We start from the raw sequence: 16,601 nt of genomic DNA, 5'->3' as shown, positions 1-16,601 counted from the left end.
TAAAAAATTATTAAAAAAAAAGATACAAAATATAAGAGTTTTTATACTTTTATCGTGCTAAAACCAAAAATAAATAAAATGATAGTAATTGCAGACGGCGGATCTACCAAAACAAATTGGTGTTTGATTAACGAGGCCGGCAGAAAAATTTACTTTAATACTGAGGGATACAATCCTTATTTTTCTAAGGGAGAATATATTGTAAAGTCTTTAAATGAAACGCTTCCAGACCACTTGGAAAAAGAAAAATTGACGGGAGTTTACTATTACGGTGCCGGATGTTCAACCCCAGGCAATGTAAAAATTGTTGCTGATGCAATGAAGCAGGTTTTTACGAATGCTGAAATTTTTGTTGGTCATGATCTTCTTGCCTCTTGCAGAGCACTTCTTGGAAACGAGCCAGGATTTGCCGCTATTCTAGGTACGGGAACCAATTCATGCTTATATGATGGAACAGACATCACCTTAAATATTGATTCTTTGGGTTACTTTTTAGGTGATGAAGGTAGTGGATCTTACATTGGTAAGCGTATTTTGAGCGATTACATGAAAGGTTATATGCCGAAAGGTTTACGTGAAGCATTTTATGATAACTATGCCTTAACTAACGAAGATATTTTCGATAACATTTACAACAAACCATTGCCAAACCGTTTCTGCGCAAGTTTTAGTAAATTTTTATACGATTTTAAAGATAACTACGAAGATTACGCTTTCAGCACAATCGATTATGCATTTACTTCATTTTTTGAGGCTTTGGTTATTCACTACCCGAATTATAAAGATCACAAGTTAAATTGTGTAGGTTCTGTAGGTTACAGTTTCCGTGATATTTTGAGTATTGTTGCCGACCGTTATGAAATGGGCGTGGGCAAAATCATCCGCTCTCCTATAGATGATTTAGTTCATTACCATTTAGAATTGGCACCGAAGAAATAAGTCTTGAGTCCGAAGTCCGAAGTCCGGAGTCTCGAGTCAATAGTCGATAGTCGATAGTCACAAACAAATAAGCCCGATTTGAAATCTCAAATCGGGCTTATTTTGTATAAAAACTCTCGGCTCAATGCCTTTTCACTTTCTACTTTTTACTTTCAACTTTTCACTTTCAACTTTTTACTTTTTACTTTCCACTTCCAGCTTAAAAAGAAATTTCCTTACCGAAAAGCTTGGCATATTTCCGCTTATCGAAACGATATAAAGTAGCAGCCCTGTAAGAAACGCCTTTTTGTTTTTCGTCCAGTTCTTTCAATACACCAAAGCTTACAATCTTTTTTCTGAAATTTCTTTTGTCGAGCTTTTTACCGAGTACCAACTCATAAACATGTTGCAATTGCGTGAGTGTAAACTTTTCTGGCAGCAACTCAAATGCAATGGGTTGGTGTTTAATACGCCGCTTAATTTTCTCAAGGCCTTTATCATAAATCTTTTGGTGATCGAAAGCAAGCTTCGGCAAATCTGTTATCGGCAACCAGTTGGCTCGTTTTGCGTAATTACTAATCGGGCGAACTTCTTTATCACCACCCAAACGGATCAAAGCATAATAAGCTAAAGTAATTACCCTTCCCTGAGGGTGCCTGTTAGGATCGCCAAAGGCATAGTATTGTTCCATGAAAATACCACGCAAACCAGTAAGTTCATATAAAATCCGAGCGGCCGATTGATCTAAACTTTCATCAGCACCAACAATGTTACCGGGCAGTGCCCACCAATCTTTAAATGGTTCTTCATTCCTTTCAATGAGCAGGATTTTAAGTTCCTTACCATCAAATCCAAACAAAACGCAATCTATCGAGAATACTGAATCTAAATGAGGTAAAATTTGTTCCAAGGTAAAATTTAGTTATTTTAAGCAGATAAAGGTATGACTTTCAATATTAAGTAAAAAAAATAAAAAAAATTACTTAGTGTAAAAATTACACACTATATTCGTATCATAGATGGAGCCAAATATTAAAAATATAGCTGTACTTACTTCTGGTGGCGATGCCCCAGGAATGAATGCCGCAATCAGAGCTGTTGTTCGTACCGGAATATATCATGGCATTAACATGTTTGGTGTAATGCAAGGATATCAAGGACTAATCACTGACAACATAAAACCAATGGACGCCCGATCTGTAAGCAATATTTTACACTTGGGCGGAACGATATTAAAAACCGCACGTTGCCTTGAATTTAAAACTGACGAAGGGCAGCAAATAGCATACAACAACTTAAAGAAAAATGACATTGATGGATTAGTGGTAATTGGCGGAGATGGTACTTTTACCGGTGCCAAAAGATTTTCTGAAACTTTTGGAGTTAAAGTAATTGGTATCCCTGGCACAATAGATAATGACTTAGTTGGATCTGACTTTACGTTGGGTTATGACACCGCCATAAATACAGTAATTGAAGCGATTGATAAAATCAGAGATACTGCCGACGCACACGACCGTTTATTTTTCATTGAGGTAATGGGCAGAGATTCTGGCTGTATTGCCTTAAGAAGTTCAATTGCAAGCGGAGCTGAAGCGGTACTTTTACCTGAAAGAGAAACCAGCGTAAATGAATTGATTGATAAACTTGCTTTAGGTGCCGCAACTAAAAAATCATCAAGTATTGTAATTGTTGCCGAAGGTCATAAACAAGGTGGTGCTTATGATATTGCAAAAAAGGTAAAAGAAACTTTCGATCATTACGATACTAAGGTTACGATACTGGGCCATTTACAACGTGGCGGAAGTCCGAGCAGTTTCGATCGGATTTTAGGCAGCCGTTTAGGCTTTGCCGCAGTTAACGCTTTAATTGCAGGAGAAACGGAACAAATGGTAGGATTAAAAGGAAACGAAATTAAGTTGACTAGCATTAAAGAGGCGTTATCATCGCATAGCTTTAAACTAGAGCCCGATTTAATGGAAATGACCGAAGTTTTATCCATTTAATTATGATAGCAGTTGTTTACAGTGGATCAAGAACGGCATTTTGGAAATTAACCCAAAATGGACAGGTTGTTGCGCATTGCAACACAACGGGGATAAATCCAACTTTTGTTGATCCGAAAACACTTTTGCAGATACTAAACAAGAAAGTTGTTCTGGTAAATCATGCAGAAAATATAAAGAAGATTTATTTCTTCGCAGCCGGCGCTTCCTCTGCCGATCGTAAGGAGGAATTGGCAAAAACCCTTTCATCTTTTTTCAGATACAGTAAGGTTTTTGTAGAAGATGATTTATTCGGCGCAGCAAAAGCAGCCTGTTACGATAAACCCGGAATAGTAGGCATGTTAGGAAGCGGCTCACACTGCGCCTATTTCGACGGCAAAAAACCATTAAGAAATAACTTCGGCTTAGGTTATATCCTTGGTGACGAAGGTTCTTCAAATTACTTTGGAAAAATGCTCTTGAAAGATTTTTTAAGTGAAAAATTACCGAAAGATTTGGAGACGAAATTTATCAGAAATTATAATCTGGATCGCCCTCAAATATTGGAAAGAATTTACAACAAGCCACAGGCCAATGTATTTTTAACGTCTTTCTTTGATTTTTTTACACAGAATATTGAACATGAGTACATCATCAAGTCAATTGATGATGGATTTGAAAAATACTTCCAGAACTACATCATCCCAACTGTAAATAAATATGGTGATGAGGAAATTCATTTTGTTGGCAAGGTGGCTGCAGAAATGGAAGATCGTTTGCAATTGACAGCAGAACGACATAAACTTAAAATTAAAACAGTTATTAAAGAACCAATACTTAATTTATTAAAACATTACACTAATTAACAAAACAATGAGCAAAATTGGAATAAACGGCTTTGGCCGTATCGGCAGACTGGTTTTCAGAGCTGCATTAAAAAGAGGATTAGAAATTGTAGCAATTAACGATTTAATTGAGCCAGATTACATGGCTTATATGTTAAAATATGATACTACCCACGGTAAGTTTGATGGAACAATTGAAGTTGTAGATGGAAATTTAGTAGTTAATGGCAAAACAATCCGTGTAACTGCAGAAAGAAATCCTGCTGATTTGAAATGGGATGCTGTAGGCGTTGAAGTAGTAATTGAATCAACTGGTTTATTCTTAACACGTGCTGATGCAGAAAAACACATTGCTGCAGGTGCTAAAAAAGTAGTTTTCTCAGCGCCAGCTAAAGATGCTGATATCCCTACATATGTAATGGGTGTTAACCACGATAAATTAACAGCTGATCAAACGATCGTTTCTAACGCTTCTTGTACTACAAACTGCTTAGCGCCAATTGCTAAAGTATTAAATGATAACTTCGGTATCGTTGAAGGTTTAATGAGTACTATTCACGCTGTAACGGCAACACAAAAAACTGTTGACGGGCCTTCTGCAAAAGACTGGAGAGGTGGACGTGGTGGCTTCTCAAACATCATCCCTTCATCAACTGGTGCTGCTAAAGCGGTAGGTATGGTTCTTCCTGAATTAAAAGGAAAACTGACAGGTATGTCATTCCGTGTTCCTGTTGCTGATGTTTCAGTTGTTGATTTAACTGCCCGTTTAGAAAAACCAGCTTCTTACGAGCAAATCAAAGCAGCAATGAAAGAAGCTTCGGAAGGTTACCTTAAAGGTGTTCTGGCATATACTGAAGATGAGGTTGTTTCATCTGATTTCATTGGTAACGATCATGCATCAATTTTTGATGCTGGTGCAGGTATTTCATTGAACGATAACTTTGTAAAAGTGGTTTCATGGTATGATAATGAGTGGGGATATTCATCTGCACTTGCAAAATTCGTGGAATACTACGCAAGTTTAAAATAATTTTTAGTTTAATTACTAAAATGGAAAGCGGCAATGTGAAAACATTTGCCGCTTTTTTGCGTAAAAAGAACCTTCACTAATAAATAAAATAAATTCAATATCGATTAATTCAGTTTTACTGTATTTTTTATCATGAATTTACCCTTAAGATTTAAAAAAATAGCTTAATACGTACCTAAAAATCAAACAAAAGAATGTTAAATCGATTTTTAGGAGATTTTTCTGCTATCCGCCACCATATTTCAATAATATTTAACATTTACTTAACATATTTTCACCCTACATTTGCATCGCTATCATTTTAAAACATCAAAAACGTGATAAAAACATTTGTAAATAAAAAATGACAAAAAAAATATTAAAAAAAATCTTAGTGTATTTTTTACACTAACAACTTTTTTACTATATTTGTAGAGTAATAAACGGAACGATGTTTGTTAACAAGTAAAAAGAAAAATCATTCTCGAAAAACTTTAAGTTTTGAAGAGGATTAAAGACAAAGCCTGGCTCATAACAGGTTTATATTTGGTTAGAAAAAAAGGAGACGCTTGGATGAGGTCTCCTTTTTCTTTATACAACTTTTTTAGAAGATCATTTATATCAAAATAGACATTAACACATTCCGGATATGAGTTGTAACGAAATATGATTAAACCTGAAAACCATCCTGCAAACTGAAAAGATCGTATGACATGTTACAGTATGTTTTTAAGGGGTTGATTAATTCATCAGGAAAATCAAAAGAAATGTTACCAGCACAACTTCAGCAGGTCAAAATAAAATCAGATCGGTAATGTTGTAGCGAAAATTGAATTAATTTTCAGCTGTAGTTAGTTCTAGTTCAATTAAAAAGCTTACGAAGAAATTAATTTTTGTTTATTGGCAATTTGATTCATCCAGGTGAATAATCTGGTTCGTGTTTCATCAAACGAAGAAATAGAATTCCAAATCTCTATGAAAGTGTATTCAAGAATCTGTTTAGACTTTATATCATCGTGCACCGTTCTTTTAATGTTTCCATAAATGGCACCTGAATATTGATGATACAACTCTTTAAATGCCACTTCATCATGATTCCTTAACCTGTTCAGGAAAAATTCATAATCTGAACTCCAAACTTTAAGGTTTGATTTTACCAGATGATCATGATCAGCAGAAAGAGGGATTGACAATTGCATTTTATAGCTTAATAATTTTATAACACCGTATTTTGAGGTTTGTTCTTTTCACATCTCATTTTCAAACAACTAACTGGAATACAGGATATAAATGTGATTTTTTCTGTAAATCGATTTGAAATGCCAATTATTAACCATGAATTATTCCCCGTGAATTGCCGATGATTTGTACATTTGCTTAAATATGAAATTTTTGATCTATATATTGAGTTTCGCGATACTCGGCCTATCCTGCATTACCTGCGAGGATGTCGTTTCTTTAGCCGCCAATTCATCAGAAATTTCCTCAGCAGCTGTAGAAAAGTCCAGCACTTCAGCAGATCAGGATAATTGCTCTCCACTATGCACCTGCAATTGTTGCGGACAGCCCTTATTAGTTTTTTCAATTGCTTCAATGGCAAATACATCAAAGCGACAAGCTCCTAAAGATAAATTGATCGCATACAATAACCAGTTTATTTCCAGTTACATCCAAAACATCTGGCAGCCGCCAAAATTGAGTAATTTTTATATCGGATAACCGATTTATTAAGGATCACAGGATCCATTTATTCAATTATAAACATTTCACATGCGAAAAATATTTTTATTGCTATGCGCCTTTGTGTGCATGGCCAGTGCTTATGCACAAAATTCACTCAGATTAACAGTTAAAGACAAAAAAGACAATACAGTTTTAGCCGATGCAACAGTTTTAGTGAAGGGCACCAATATCATCCTTAAAACTGCAACCGACGGAACCGCAAATTTGAATAGCATTCCCAACGGACCTCAAACGATATTGATACGAAATGTAGGTTTCGAAGAATATAAACTCTCTTTAAACTTTCCACTCACTCAAAATAAATCATTTGAAGTTTTGATGGAATCAGCCGAAGATGAATTGGAAGATGTTATTATCTCCTCAACCAGAACCAGCAGAAGCATCCAAAACACGCCAACCCGGGTAGAAACCATCGAACTGGAGGAAATTGACGAAAAAAGCAACATGCGTCCCGCCAATGTTTCGATGATTTTACACGAAAGTACGGGTATTGCTGTCCAACAAACCTCGGCAACAAGTGCAAATGCCAGCATCAGGATTCAGGGTTTAGACGGTAGATATACGCAACTTTTAAAGGACGGTTATGCCAGTTTTGGCAACTTCGCCAGCGGCTTGAGCATTTTAGAAATTCCACCGCTTGATTTGGCACAGGTAGAAATTATTAAAGGCCCATCATCCACACTATTTGGTGCAGGCGCCATTGCCGGCGTAGTCAATTTTATTTCACGGTCGCCGAGAGAGAAAGCAGACTTGAATTTTATCCTTAACCAATCGAATGTTGGCCAAACTAATGTGGGAGCTTTCAGTATGCAAAGAGGTGCAAAAATTGGATATAGTTTACTTGCATTGACCAATTTCCAAAAGGCTTATGATGTGGATCAGGATGATTTCACTGAACTTCCAAAAACGAAAGATTTCACCATTCACCCCAAACTATTCATTTACCCAAATGATAAGACTACAATTATTATTGGTAATGCGTTTACAAAAAGCGATCGTACAGGAGGCGATATTTTTGTAGTTAATAATGGTGTTGATGCCAATCATCAATACTTTGAAACAAACAATAGCACCAGAAATACGTCGACTTTAGATTTCAGTTATAAAACTGCTGAAAAAGATCTATTGAAAGTAAAAACCAGTTTTAACTACTTCAAACGTGGGATATCTATTCCGGCATATGTTTTCAATGGGGTTAATTACAACTCTTATACTGATTTAAGCTATCTCAAGACGCTGAAGAATCAGAGTTTAATTTTCGGGGCAAATGCCGTGTATGATAAATTTTCAGAAAGCAATCAACAACCACTTCTTAAAAAAGATTTTACTACCCGAACTGCCGGGGCCTATGCGCAACATACCTGGGATGTAACAGAAAATTTCAAATTAGAAAGTGGTTTGAGAATAGATTTTGTAAACTATTACAATACCAATTACAAGCAAAATGAGGTTTTCGTTTTGCCACGTGTTTCTGCTTTATATAAATTCGATGACCACTGGAGTTCGAGAATCGGCGGTGGCTTAGGCTACAAAACCCCTACCCTTTTTACTGAACAAACCGAAACTTTTCAGTATCAAAACCTCCTGCCATTGGCAAATGTTAAGGCTGAGCGGAGTTATGGCGGAACCGCTGACATCAACTACAAAACAAATATTGGTGATGACTGGTTGCTTAGCTTTAATCAAATGTTTTTCTTTACCCGAATTAATAATTCAACTATTCTTTTACAAAACAATAATGGCGATTTTTATTTTGGCAACACGAAAGACGCGGTACGGAGCCTTGGTTTTGAATCCAATGCGAAGCTAATATTTCATGAGTACTTTAAACTTTTTGCGGGTTATACTTTTACTGATGCAAAAGCGAATTACCTCCCAGTGATTCAAACCATAAGGCTTTTACCGAAAAGCAAACTTAATCTGGCGCTGCTTTATGAAAAGGAAAGCAACTTTAAAATGGGGCTGGAAGGCTATTTCACTGACAAACAATACCTTTACAACAACCAGCAAACCAACCCTTTTTGGGAATTTGGCTTTATGGCAGAAAAGGTTTTCGGAAAAATTTCTGTTTTCATTAACGCAGAAAACTTTACGGATACCCGGCAAAGCCGATATAAAAGCGTAGTGAACGGATCACATCTAAACCCTACTTTTGATGATATCTGGACGCACACAGAAGGCAGAACCTTCAATGGAGGAATTAAATTAAAGTTGTAATAATTAAATAAAACTTGCGAGTACAAAGAGTTATTGTATCTTTGCACCCTCCTTGGAAGCTTCCACTCCAAGGATTAAGAAAGCCTTTCAGCAATGAGAGGCTTTTCTTATTTTATCATTTAACACTTTTAAATACCACTAAGGCCAGTGGCGGAAGCGTGATCTCAATTGAATATTCTTGTCTGTTAAAACTCTCCGTTGATGGAACAATATCACCTCTATTATTGATTCCACTGCCATAATACACAATATCATCCGTATTGAAAATTTCTTTCCATTTGGTTTTAAATGGCACACCGATTCTGTAATTTTCCCTAACAACCGGCGTAAAGTTTAATGCGATGACCAAGGTGTCTTTAGCCTTTGGTCCTTTTCTCATAAATACAAAAACCGATTCGTTCGCGTTATCCGCATCCAGCCATTCAAAACCTTCATAGCTAAAATTGAAATGATACAGAGCTGGTTCCTTTCGATATAGGAAATTCAGGGCTTTCACCGTTTCCTGCATGCCTTTGTGAGGTGCATACTGTAGCAGATGCCAATCTAGCGACTGGGTGAAATTCCACTCATTGGTATCGCCAAATTCATTACCCATGAATAAAAGCTTGGCGCCCGGATGGGTAAACATGTATCCATAAAGTGCTCTCAGATTGGCAAACTTTTGCCATTCATCTCCGGGCATTTTATAAAGCATCGGCGATTTTCCATGCACCACCTCATCATGTGAGAAAGGCAACATAAAGTTCTCGGTAAAAGCATAAGTCATGCTGAAACTTAACTGGTGATGATGATGTTTTCTACCCAGCGTATCTACCTTAAAATATTTTAAAGTATCGTTCATCCAGCCCATCATCCATTTCATACCGAAACCTAAACCACCAGCATGTACCGGATGGGTAACGCCAGGATAGGTACTGCTTTCTTCAGCAATGGTTTGCACACCTTCAAAATTGCCGTAAACAGCAACGTTTAAGTCCTGCAAAAACTGAATGGCACCAAAATTTTCTGGTCCACCCTGATCATTGGTAGCTGCATCGCCGTCTTCTCTCGAAAAATTAAAATATAACATGGAAGCCACGGCATCAACCCGCAAGCCGTCGGCATGGTATTGATCGATCCAGAAGATGGCGTTGCTGATTAAAAAAGAGCGAACTTCGGGTCTGTCATAGTTGAAAATATAGGATTTCCAATCTGGATGAAATCCTTTACGCATATCTGCATGTTCATACAGGTGCGTTCCATCAAACTCATATAATCCGTGTCTATCGCCAGGAAAATGAGAAGGAACCCAATCTAGAATCACTGCAATGTTTGCTTTATGCAGTTCATCAATTAAATACATAAGGTCTTGAGGAGAACCATAGCGAGAACTTGCTCCAAAATAGCCTGTAATTTGATAACCCCAACTCGGAAAAAAAGGAAATTCCATCACCGGCATCAGCTCCACGTGTGTAAAACCCATTTCTTTAACATAAGGAACAAGCCTGCCAGCAACTTCTCTTGCCGTTAAAACTCGTTCCGGATTACCAGGGTCGCGTTCCCATGATCCTAAATGTATTTCATACACTGAAATCGGCTGATCCAAGGCATTCATCTTCGCCCTTTTAGAAAGCCAGGTTTTATCTTTCCAGGAATAATCGGTATCCCAAACCATTGAAGCCGTTTGTGGAGGATGCTCCCATCTTCGGGCATAGGGGTCGCCCTTTAAATGTTCCGACTCATCAAAACCTTTAACGAAATACTTATAAATGTCTCCTTTTGCCATGCCTGGTAAAAATCCCTCCCAAATGCCCGATTTGTCCCAGCGTTTGTTAAGTTGATGTGCATGATTATCCCACTGGTTAAAATCTCCAACTACGCTTACCCTAATGGCATTGGGGGCCCAAACCGCGAAATAAGTTCCATTTGTTTTTTCGACATTGATGAGGTGCGAACCTAATTTTTCATACAGCCGGAAATGCTTGCCAACTAAAAAAAGATCGATGTCGTAATCGGTAAACAAACTGTGTACCCAAACTGATTTACTGGTATCAACCTTGGCTATTGCTGTTTTTTTCTCTGAAACTTTTTTCGTTTTTGGCATGTGGATTTTGGCTAGATAAATGAAGCCCCAAATGCTAAACAACATTTGGGGCTAAAAGATTTACAGACTTAAAATCTGAATTTCACTAAAGGTTTTTAAACACTTGAAGTGTAAAATGTTTTGATCATCAGTATAAAAATCACTTACTTCTTTATTATCAACAATGATTTTTTTAACCTGGAATTTCAAGCCCATCACATTACAAACATAAAATTGATAATTTGGGGTATATAAGCCTTCAATACGTTGATTCACTTTAAATATTTGCTGATCAGCTTTCACCGTAAACTTTTTCTCCAGGTAAATATCCTGTTCAAAAGCAAAAGTATCGCCGTGATCCTCATACATGTAAGAGTTTACTTCGTAATCGCTTTGATAGATATTCAATACCACTTCCGTAATTGCTTTTTCATCAACATACTGCATCACCGGGTATTCCGGAATGACAGATCCGGCCCTAACGAACATCGGCATGCTGTCAATTTTAGCCTCAACGGTATATTCGTTTCCACCTTCTAAAACTTCGTTGGTCCAGAAATTGTACCAGGTTCCTTTAGGGAGATACACTTTTCTTGAAATTGCGCCTTGCTCTAAAACCGGACAAATCAACAATTTATCGCCATAACAAAATTCATCCTGGCGGAAACTGTTGCTGATATTTTCTTGCTCCAACATTACCAAAGGACGTAAAATCGGGAAACCATAACGGTGATGCTCCCAAAAAACTGAGTACAGGTAAGGCATTAAACGATACCGCAGCTCTATAAATTTACGGTTGATATCTTCAAAAAATTCGCCAAAACTCCATGGCTCACGTTCTGCAGTATCACCAGCAGAGTGGGCTCTCATAAACGGCGAGAAAGTTCCCAGCTGAATCCAGCGGGTAAATAATTCGCCATCAGGCTCGCCGCTAAAACCGCCAATATCTGTTCCACAGAAAGGAACGCCAGATACCGATAAACGTTGGCACTGAATATTCCCGATTTTCAAATGTTCCCAGGTAGCAATATTATCTCCGGTCCAAACACTGGCATAACGTTGCATACCAGAATAACCTGCACGGGTAATGGTAAACGGACGTTTATTGCGCATCAGTTTTTTCAAGCCTTCGTAGGTTGAACGAACCATCTGCATGCCATAAACATTATGCGCTTTGCGGTGCGAACCGCGGTAGCCGTCGTAATTGTGACGCACATCATTCGGGAAGGTGCCTGAACCAAACACTGCCGGTTCGTTCATATCATTCCAGAAACCAGCAACACCCATATCCACCAACTCCTCATACAATTTACCCCACCATTTTCTAACTTTAGGGTTGGTAAAATCAGGAAACTGGCAACGGCCTGGCCAAACATGGCCTTCCATAAAATAATCATCACTTCTTCTACAGAAGTATTTATTGTCTTTCCCTTCTTTGAAAACCCAATAATCGTCATCTACCTTAATTCCCGGATCAATCATCACAACGGTTTTGAAACCATCATCAGAAAGTTCTTTGATCATTTTGCGTGGATCAGGGAAATATTTTTTATTCCAGGTAAAGCAACGATAACCATCCATGTAATCGATATCCAGGTAAATGGCATCGCATGGAATTTTTCTATCTCTAAACTGCTTGGCAATTTCCTTAACTTTTGTTTCCGGATAATAACTCCAGCGGCATTGCTGATAACCTAAAGTCCATTTTGGAGGCATTGGGTGTGTGCCCGTTAAACTGGCATAACGTTTCACCACATCCATAATGTGCGGACCATGAATATAGTAATATTGCAGTTCGCCACCATCAGCCCAGAAACTGGTTTTACTTAAATCTTCACTACCAAAATCGAAATAAGATTTAAAGGTGTTATCGAAAAAGATTCCGTATGCGGCCTGATTGTGAAGACCAATATAAAATGGAATGGTTCGATACAGCGGATCCTGGTTCCAACCGAAAGAATAAGCATCGGTATTCCAGTTTTCGAAACGGCGACCGCGTAAATTGAAATTTCCGGATTTATCACCTAAGCCGAAAAAGTTCTCTTCGGGATGACATTTTTTGGTTGCATAAATGTAGTAACCGCCAAAATCGACATTCTCTTCCCAGTGCATGGAATTGGCCTCATCAACCATTACCAGATTGGTAATGTTATCAGAAAAAGATATATGGAAATTAGCCTTTTCGATTTTACAGGTTACAGAATGCGTGGATACTGTATAGTGATCTTCATGTTCCTGCATTTTAAAAACTGAAACTTTTTGATCAACCTCTGGGACAGCGTAAGAAAAATCATCCAGAAAAACACCGTGTGGTGCGAGGCGAACGCGAATAATCTCATCACTAACCACCCTAATTTCCACCTTGGCATCGCCATCAGAAAAATAAAAACGATTCCCCTCTTTTTTTACCTTTTTTACTGCTCCAAGATATTGTTTAACGATTGGCTTAACCGATATATCAACAGGATTATTTAAATGCTGAATCTCTTGTTCCTTCTCAATCAGGTCGTTTACCTCACTTGTCTTGTCGTTAGTATCTTCCATCCTTATTTATTCAAAATTTTAAATTAATTACCCTTAAAGTGGGATGTGCTTAAGAAAGTACTATAATACAAATATTTTATAAAACAGGGGGATTAAATTATAAATAAAAGCCCTCATTACTTTAAGGTAACGAGGGCTTCATGAAAGCGAATGTTTTAAATTTTTATGGATTAAAAGAGAATGCCAGGTAATAAATTGCACCTGCGGCAGGGTTACCGTAAGAAGTAATGTAATATTTGTTCATTACGTTCGATCCACCCAATTTGATTGATGATTTTACCGATGGGATTTTATAACTAACCTGTGCATCTAATGAACTGTAAGCCGGAACTTCTCCTGATGCAAATGATGAATTCCAGTAGAATTTATCTTGCCAGCGATAAGATAAGTTATAACCCACATTTTTAAAGATTTCTTTATTTCCAAAACCCAGGTTGAAACGTACTTTCGGCGTATTAAAATCATTAATATAATTCGCCGGAAGATCGCCAATTTGATTGTATGAAACATTACCACTGATGTTATAATTGCCAATCAGATAGTCCAGTCCTAAAGCTGCACCGTAAGAAGTTACTTCTCCTGCAGCATTTACCGGAACACCAAATTTAACAAAAGTTGGAGCCGCCAATGTACCTACATTCTGATAAACATCAACTGCCGTGATAAAGTCTTTATAGATGTTATAGTAGCCGTAAGCATCAACCAATAAATTTGGGAGGATTAATCCTTTATAGCCCAATTCATACGATTGAACACTTTCAGGACGAACGCCGCGATCATCAAAAGTGTATTGCTGTAATAAGGTTGGGTTTGGTGTGCCTGTAGCTGCTGAAGCTAAAAATGCCCGATAACTTACATCAGTAAAGGCTTTATTGCCATTTAAATTGTATTTGCCAAACATGATCTCAGGCAAACCACCAATTAAACGCTGAGAACCACCGCCCACAGATAAATCTATATACTGATTTTGGGTAGTTGGATTACGGTAACCGGTTTGATAAGAAGCCCTGATGTTGTTGTTTTTAGCTACTGTAAAAACCCCGGTGATACGTGGTGTAAAACGCCCTTCGAAGTTCATGCTTTTATCGTAACGGCCAGCAAAAGTGAACTTCACTTTATCATTAAATAGTTTTTTACCAATTTGTGCAAATGCACCATATTCATTAATATCAATTGATTCATTCAAATCGTTAAAAATTGTCCCTGCTGAATTTAAATCGTATAAACGGTATGAAGCACCCACCTGAAATTCTACCACATTGTTGAAGGCATTGGTAAAATTGTACATTCCCTCGTAGTGGTATAAATTCGATTTATCATCAAACTTAGCACCGTAAACACCCGTACCAAAATTTGTAGCACTGATATTGGTGTTCATGATATTTTGTTTAGCCGTTTCAAACTGCGGGCTACCTGGCTCAAACCTGCCTTGGTTAGCTACGCCTCTTGCTGTAACGTGTGCTGCCGCGTCACTTTGACCTGCTGCCCTTGCACCTACATAATTGCCGATATACTGTGGAAACCAGGTAGTGGATGGTTTTGAAACCTCATTAATATAACTTCCTAGGATAGATGAGATATAAGAATCACCTGAACGCTCCTGGGTAGTGTAACCTTTGATGGAGAAATCCTGTCCTTTAACCTCTAACTTGTACTGACCAATATTGAAATTACGCAACGAATAACGATCAGAACCGGTATAAACTGATGTTCCTGTTCCCCAGTTGGCTTGTGCCACAGCCTGAATGGTGTTGGTAATATTATAGTAAACTGCGCCTGATGCTTTCAATGATTTGGTATCATAATCAACCAGATTTTGTTCATTGTAACCAGTTCTTGAAACATTTTGATCAGGAATCAAATTTGCTTTTAATCCCACATAAAATGGAAGATAATTTTGAACTGCCGGACGCAATGCCGCTGGCAGCCCTGCTAAAAAACCCGTTTGCTGAGCAGCATTTGGAATGGCAGCACCAAAAGCACCATCCATTAGCGCCTTAATGTTCGGAATGGCACCCCCAGAACCTGCATTAATGCCTGAAATGGTTGCATTCTGAACACTCAACGCTACATTACGCATATTCTGGCTTACCTCATCTCCATAAACATTAATACCATCGTAATTGGTATCGCTGTTACGATCGCCTGATTTAAACATCCTTGCATTACGATCAAAGTTAGAATAGTTTGTACCCATCCAGTCTTTTGCTTGCAAAAATGAGAAAGCCGCTTTCACACCAAACTTATTATTCCACGATTTTGCCACACGAACATCCAATTGATTAAAAGGCTGAACACTTGAGTTATCATCGTTTACATGGTTAACACCGGTTTTATATTGAAAACTCGCTCCTTGATATTTGAATGGATCTTTAGAAGTCATCAATAAAGTACCATTAATACCACCTGCACCGTATAAAGCAGAAGAAGCTCCTGGTAAAAGTTCAACATTATCTACATCGAGTTCTGTAATCCCAACAATATTACCCACCGAGAAGTTTAAACCAGGTGCCTGGTTATCCATTCCATCGATGTATTGATTAAAACGGGTATTTCCGTTGGAGTTAAAACCACGGGTGTTGATGGATTTGAAGGTTAAACTCTGCATACTGCTTTCTACACCTTTCATGTTGTTCAAGGCATCGTAAAACGATGGCGCAGCAATTTCGCGAATGGATGCAGCGCTCATTCTTTCGATTGAAACCGGCGATTCTAAAATTCGCTCCGGTGTTCTTGATGCCGAAACTACCACATCACCACCTAAGGTAACAGCTGTTTCCAACTCGATATTAATTCCGGAAGTATTCCCCGTAACTTGGCGTTCTACAGTTCCATAGCCCACATAAGAGGCAACTAAGGTAAACGGAACTTTTGCGCTTGTTGTAAATGAAAAACTTCCATCGCCTGATGAAGCTGTACCACCGGTTTGCCCCTTAATGGTAACACTCACGCCGGCAAGGCCTTCTTTTGATTGCTTATCTTTAACGGTTCCACTAACCGTGATGTTTTGTGCATGTGCTGCAATATTTATCGCAAACACTAAAAATAACACATACAAGATCTGTGTAAAGTTTCTTCTCATAAATGATTAAAATTTGGTTAGTTGTATTATTAGTTAGGATAAACTTAAATGCTTTTTTCGAATTAAACAAATTATGTTTGCATAATAATTTCAATTCATTTTATAATTTTGATTGATAGTCAGTTTGTTGTATTTTCATCTCATAAAAATCAGCATTTTACTCGTAACTTAGTCAACTGATAGTTTTTAGCTAACC

At 37.7% G+C, this 16,601-nt stretch carries 11 protein-coding genes; 6 read left to right on the top strand and 5 right to left on the bottom strand.

Annotation, left to right across the window (positions count from 1 at the left end; genetic code table 11):
• Positions 1–78 precede the first annotated feature (78 nt).
• A complete protein-coding gene (locus R2Q70_RS07115) occupies positions 79–939 on the top strand; it encodes an N-acetylglucosamine kinase (protein WP_316806945.1) in 861 nt (286 codons plus the stop codon).
• A gap of 199 nt (positions 940–1,138) precedes the next feature.
• On the opposite strand, the gene R2Q70_RS07110 is transcribed toward R2Q70_RS07115, so the two are convergent.
• A complete protein-coding gene (locus R2Q70_RS07110; RefSeq protein ID WP_010599987.1) occupies positions 1,139–1,828 on the bottom strand; it encodes an NUDIX hydrolase in 690 nt (229 codons plus the stop codon).
• A 109-nt stretch (positions 1,829–1,937) separates the two neighbouring features.
• Between R2Q70_RS07110 and pfkA the strand changes: the two genes are divergently transcribed.
• From pfkA to gap, 3 genes are read left to right on the top strand one after another with little or no spacing between them, the layout of a single operon-like run.
• A complete protein-coding gene (pfkA, locus tag R2Q70_RS07105; protein WP_316806944.1) occupies positions 1,938–2,924 on the top strand; it encodes a 6-phosphofructokinase in 987 nt (328 codons plus the stop codon).
• Positions 2,925–2,926: 2 nt separating this feature from the next.
• The gene (locus R2Q70_RS07100; RefSeq protein WP_316806943.1) at positions 2,927–3,769 is read left to right on the top strand and encodes a hypothetical protein; all 843 of its coding nucleotides are present in this window, start codon (positions 2,927–2,929) and stop codon (positions 3,767–3,769) included.
• Between the two features lie 7 nt (positions 3,770–3,776).
• Positions 3,777–4,778, top strand: a complete 1,002-nt coding sequence (gene gap / locus R2Q70_RS07095; protein ID WP_316806942.1) for a type I glyceraldehyde-3-phosphate dehydrogenase — start codon at positions 3,777–3,779, stop codon at positions 4,776–4,778.
• Between the two features lie 854 nt (positions 4,779–5,632).
• Here gap and R2Q70_RS07090 read toward each other — a convergent pair.
• A complete protein-coding gene (locus R2Q70_RS07090) occupies positions 5,633–5,956 on the bottom strand; it encodes a hypothetical protein (RefSeq protein WP_316806941.1) in 324 nt (107 codons plus the stop codon).
• A 184-nt stretch (positions 5,957–6,140) separates the two neighbouring features.
• On the opposite strand from R2Q70_RS07090, the gene R2Q70_RS07085 reads away from it, so the two are divergent.
• Both R2Q70_RS07085 and R2Q70_RS07080 read left to right on the top strand, forming a co-directional pair.
• Positions 6,141–6,476 carry a DUF6660 family protein gene (locus R2Q70_RS07085; RefSeq protein ID WP_316806940.1) on the top strand — a complete coding sequence of 112 codons (336 nt, stop codon included), beginning with the start codon at positions 6,141–6,143 and terminating at the stop codon, positions 6,474–6,476.
• Positions 6,477–6,527: 51 nt separating this feature from the next.
• Entirely contained in the window at positions 6,528–8,717 is a 2,190-nt protein-coding gene (locus R2Q70_RS07080; protein ID WP_316806939.1) for a TonB-dependent receptor domain-containing protein, read from the top strand.
• A 115-nt stretch (positions 8,718–8,832) separates the two neighbouring features.
• On the opposite strand, the gene glgB is transcribed toward R2Q70_RS07080, so the two are convergent.
• The 3 genes from glgB to R2Q70_RS07065 all read right to left on the bottom strand — a co-directional run bounded on the left by glgB (position 8,833) and on the right by R2Q70_RS07065 (position 16,405).
• Entirely contained in the window at positions 8,833–10,800 is a 1,968-nt protein-coding gene (gene glgB, locus R2Q70_RS07075) for a 1,4-alpha-glucan branching protein GlgB (RefSeq protein ID WP_316806938.1), read from the bottom strand.
• A gap of 60 nt (positions 10,801–10,860) precedes the next feature.
• Positions 10,861–13,323: a glycoside hydrolase family 31 protein gene (locus R2Q70_RS07070; RefSeq protein WP_316806937.1), complete on the bottom strand. Its 2,463-nt coding sequence runs from the start codon at positions 13,321–13,323 to the stop codon at positions 10,861–10,863.
• Between the two features lie 163 nt (positions 13,324–13,486).
• The gene (locus R2Q70_RS07065; RefSeq protein WP_316806936.1) at positions 13,487–16,405 is read right to left on the bottom strand and encodes a TonB-dependent receptor; all 2,919 of its coding nucleotides are present in this window, start codon (positions 16,403–16,405) and stop codon (positions 13,487–13,489) included.
• Positions 16,406–16,601: the final 196 nt, after the last annotated feature.

The sequence above is a fragment of the Pedobacter agri genome (genome assembly GCF_032678665.1).
GTDB lineage: Bacteria > Bacteroidota > Bacteroidia > Sphingobacteriales > Sphingobacteriaceae > Pedobacter > Pedobacter agri_A.
The sequence above is the reverse complement of the archived record's forward strand: the minus strand, read 5'-3'. Positions and strand labels throughout refer to the sequence as shown.

Coding starts and splice junctions, on each gene's coding strand:
- R2Q70_RS07115 (WP_316806945.1), top strand. CDS start 79: ATGATAGTAATTGCAGACGGCGGATCTACCAAAACAAATTGGTGTTTG.
- pfkA (WP_316806944.1), top strand. CDS start 1,938: ATGGAGCCAAATATTAAAAATATAGCTGTACTTACTTCTGGTGGCGAT.
- R2Q70_RS07100 (WP_316806943.1), top strand. CDS start 2,927: ATGATAGCAGTTGTTTACAGTGGATCAAGAACGGCATTTTGGAAATTA.
- gap (WP_316806942.1), top strand. CDS start 3,777: ATGAGCAAAATTGGAATAAACGGCTTTGGCCGTATCGGCAGACTGGTT.
- R2Q70_RS07090 (WP_316806941.1), bottom strand. CDS start 5,956: ATGCAATTGTCAATCCCTCTTTCTGCTGATCATGATCATCTGGTAAAA.
- R2Q70_RS07085 (WP_316806940.1), top strand. CDS start 6,141: ATGAAATTTTTGATCTATATATTGAGTTTCGCGATACTCGGCCTATCC.
- R2Q70_RS07080 (WP_316806939.1), top strand. CDS start 6,528: ATGCGAAAAATATTTTTATTGCTATGCGCCTTTGTGTGCATGGCCAGT.
- glgB (WP_316806938.1), bottom strand. CDS start 10,800: ATGCCAAAAACGAAAAAAGTTTCAGAGAAAAAAACAGCAATAGCCAAG.
- R2Q70_RS07070 (WP_316806937.1), bottom strand. CDS start 13,323: ATGGAAGATACTAACGACAAGACAAGTGAGGTAAACGACCTGATTGAG.
- R2Q70_RS07065 (WP_316806936.1), bottom strand. CDS start 16,405: ATGAGAAGAAACTTTACACAGATCTTGTATGTGTTATTTTTAGTGTTT.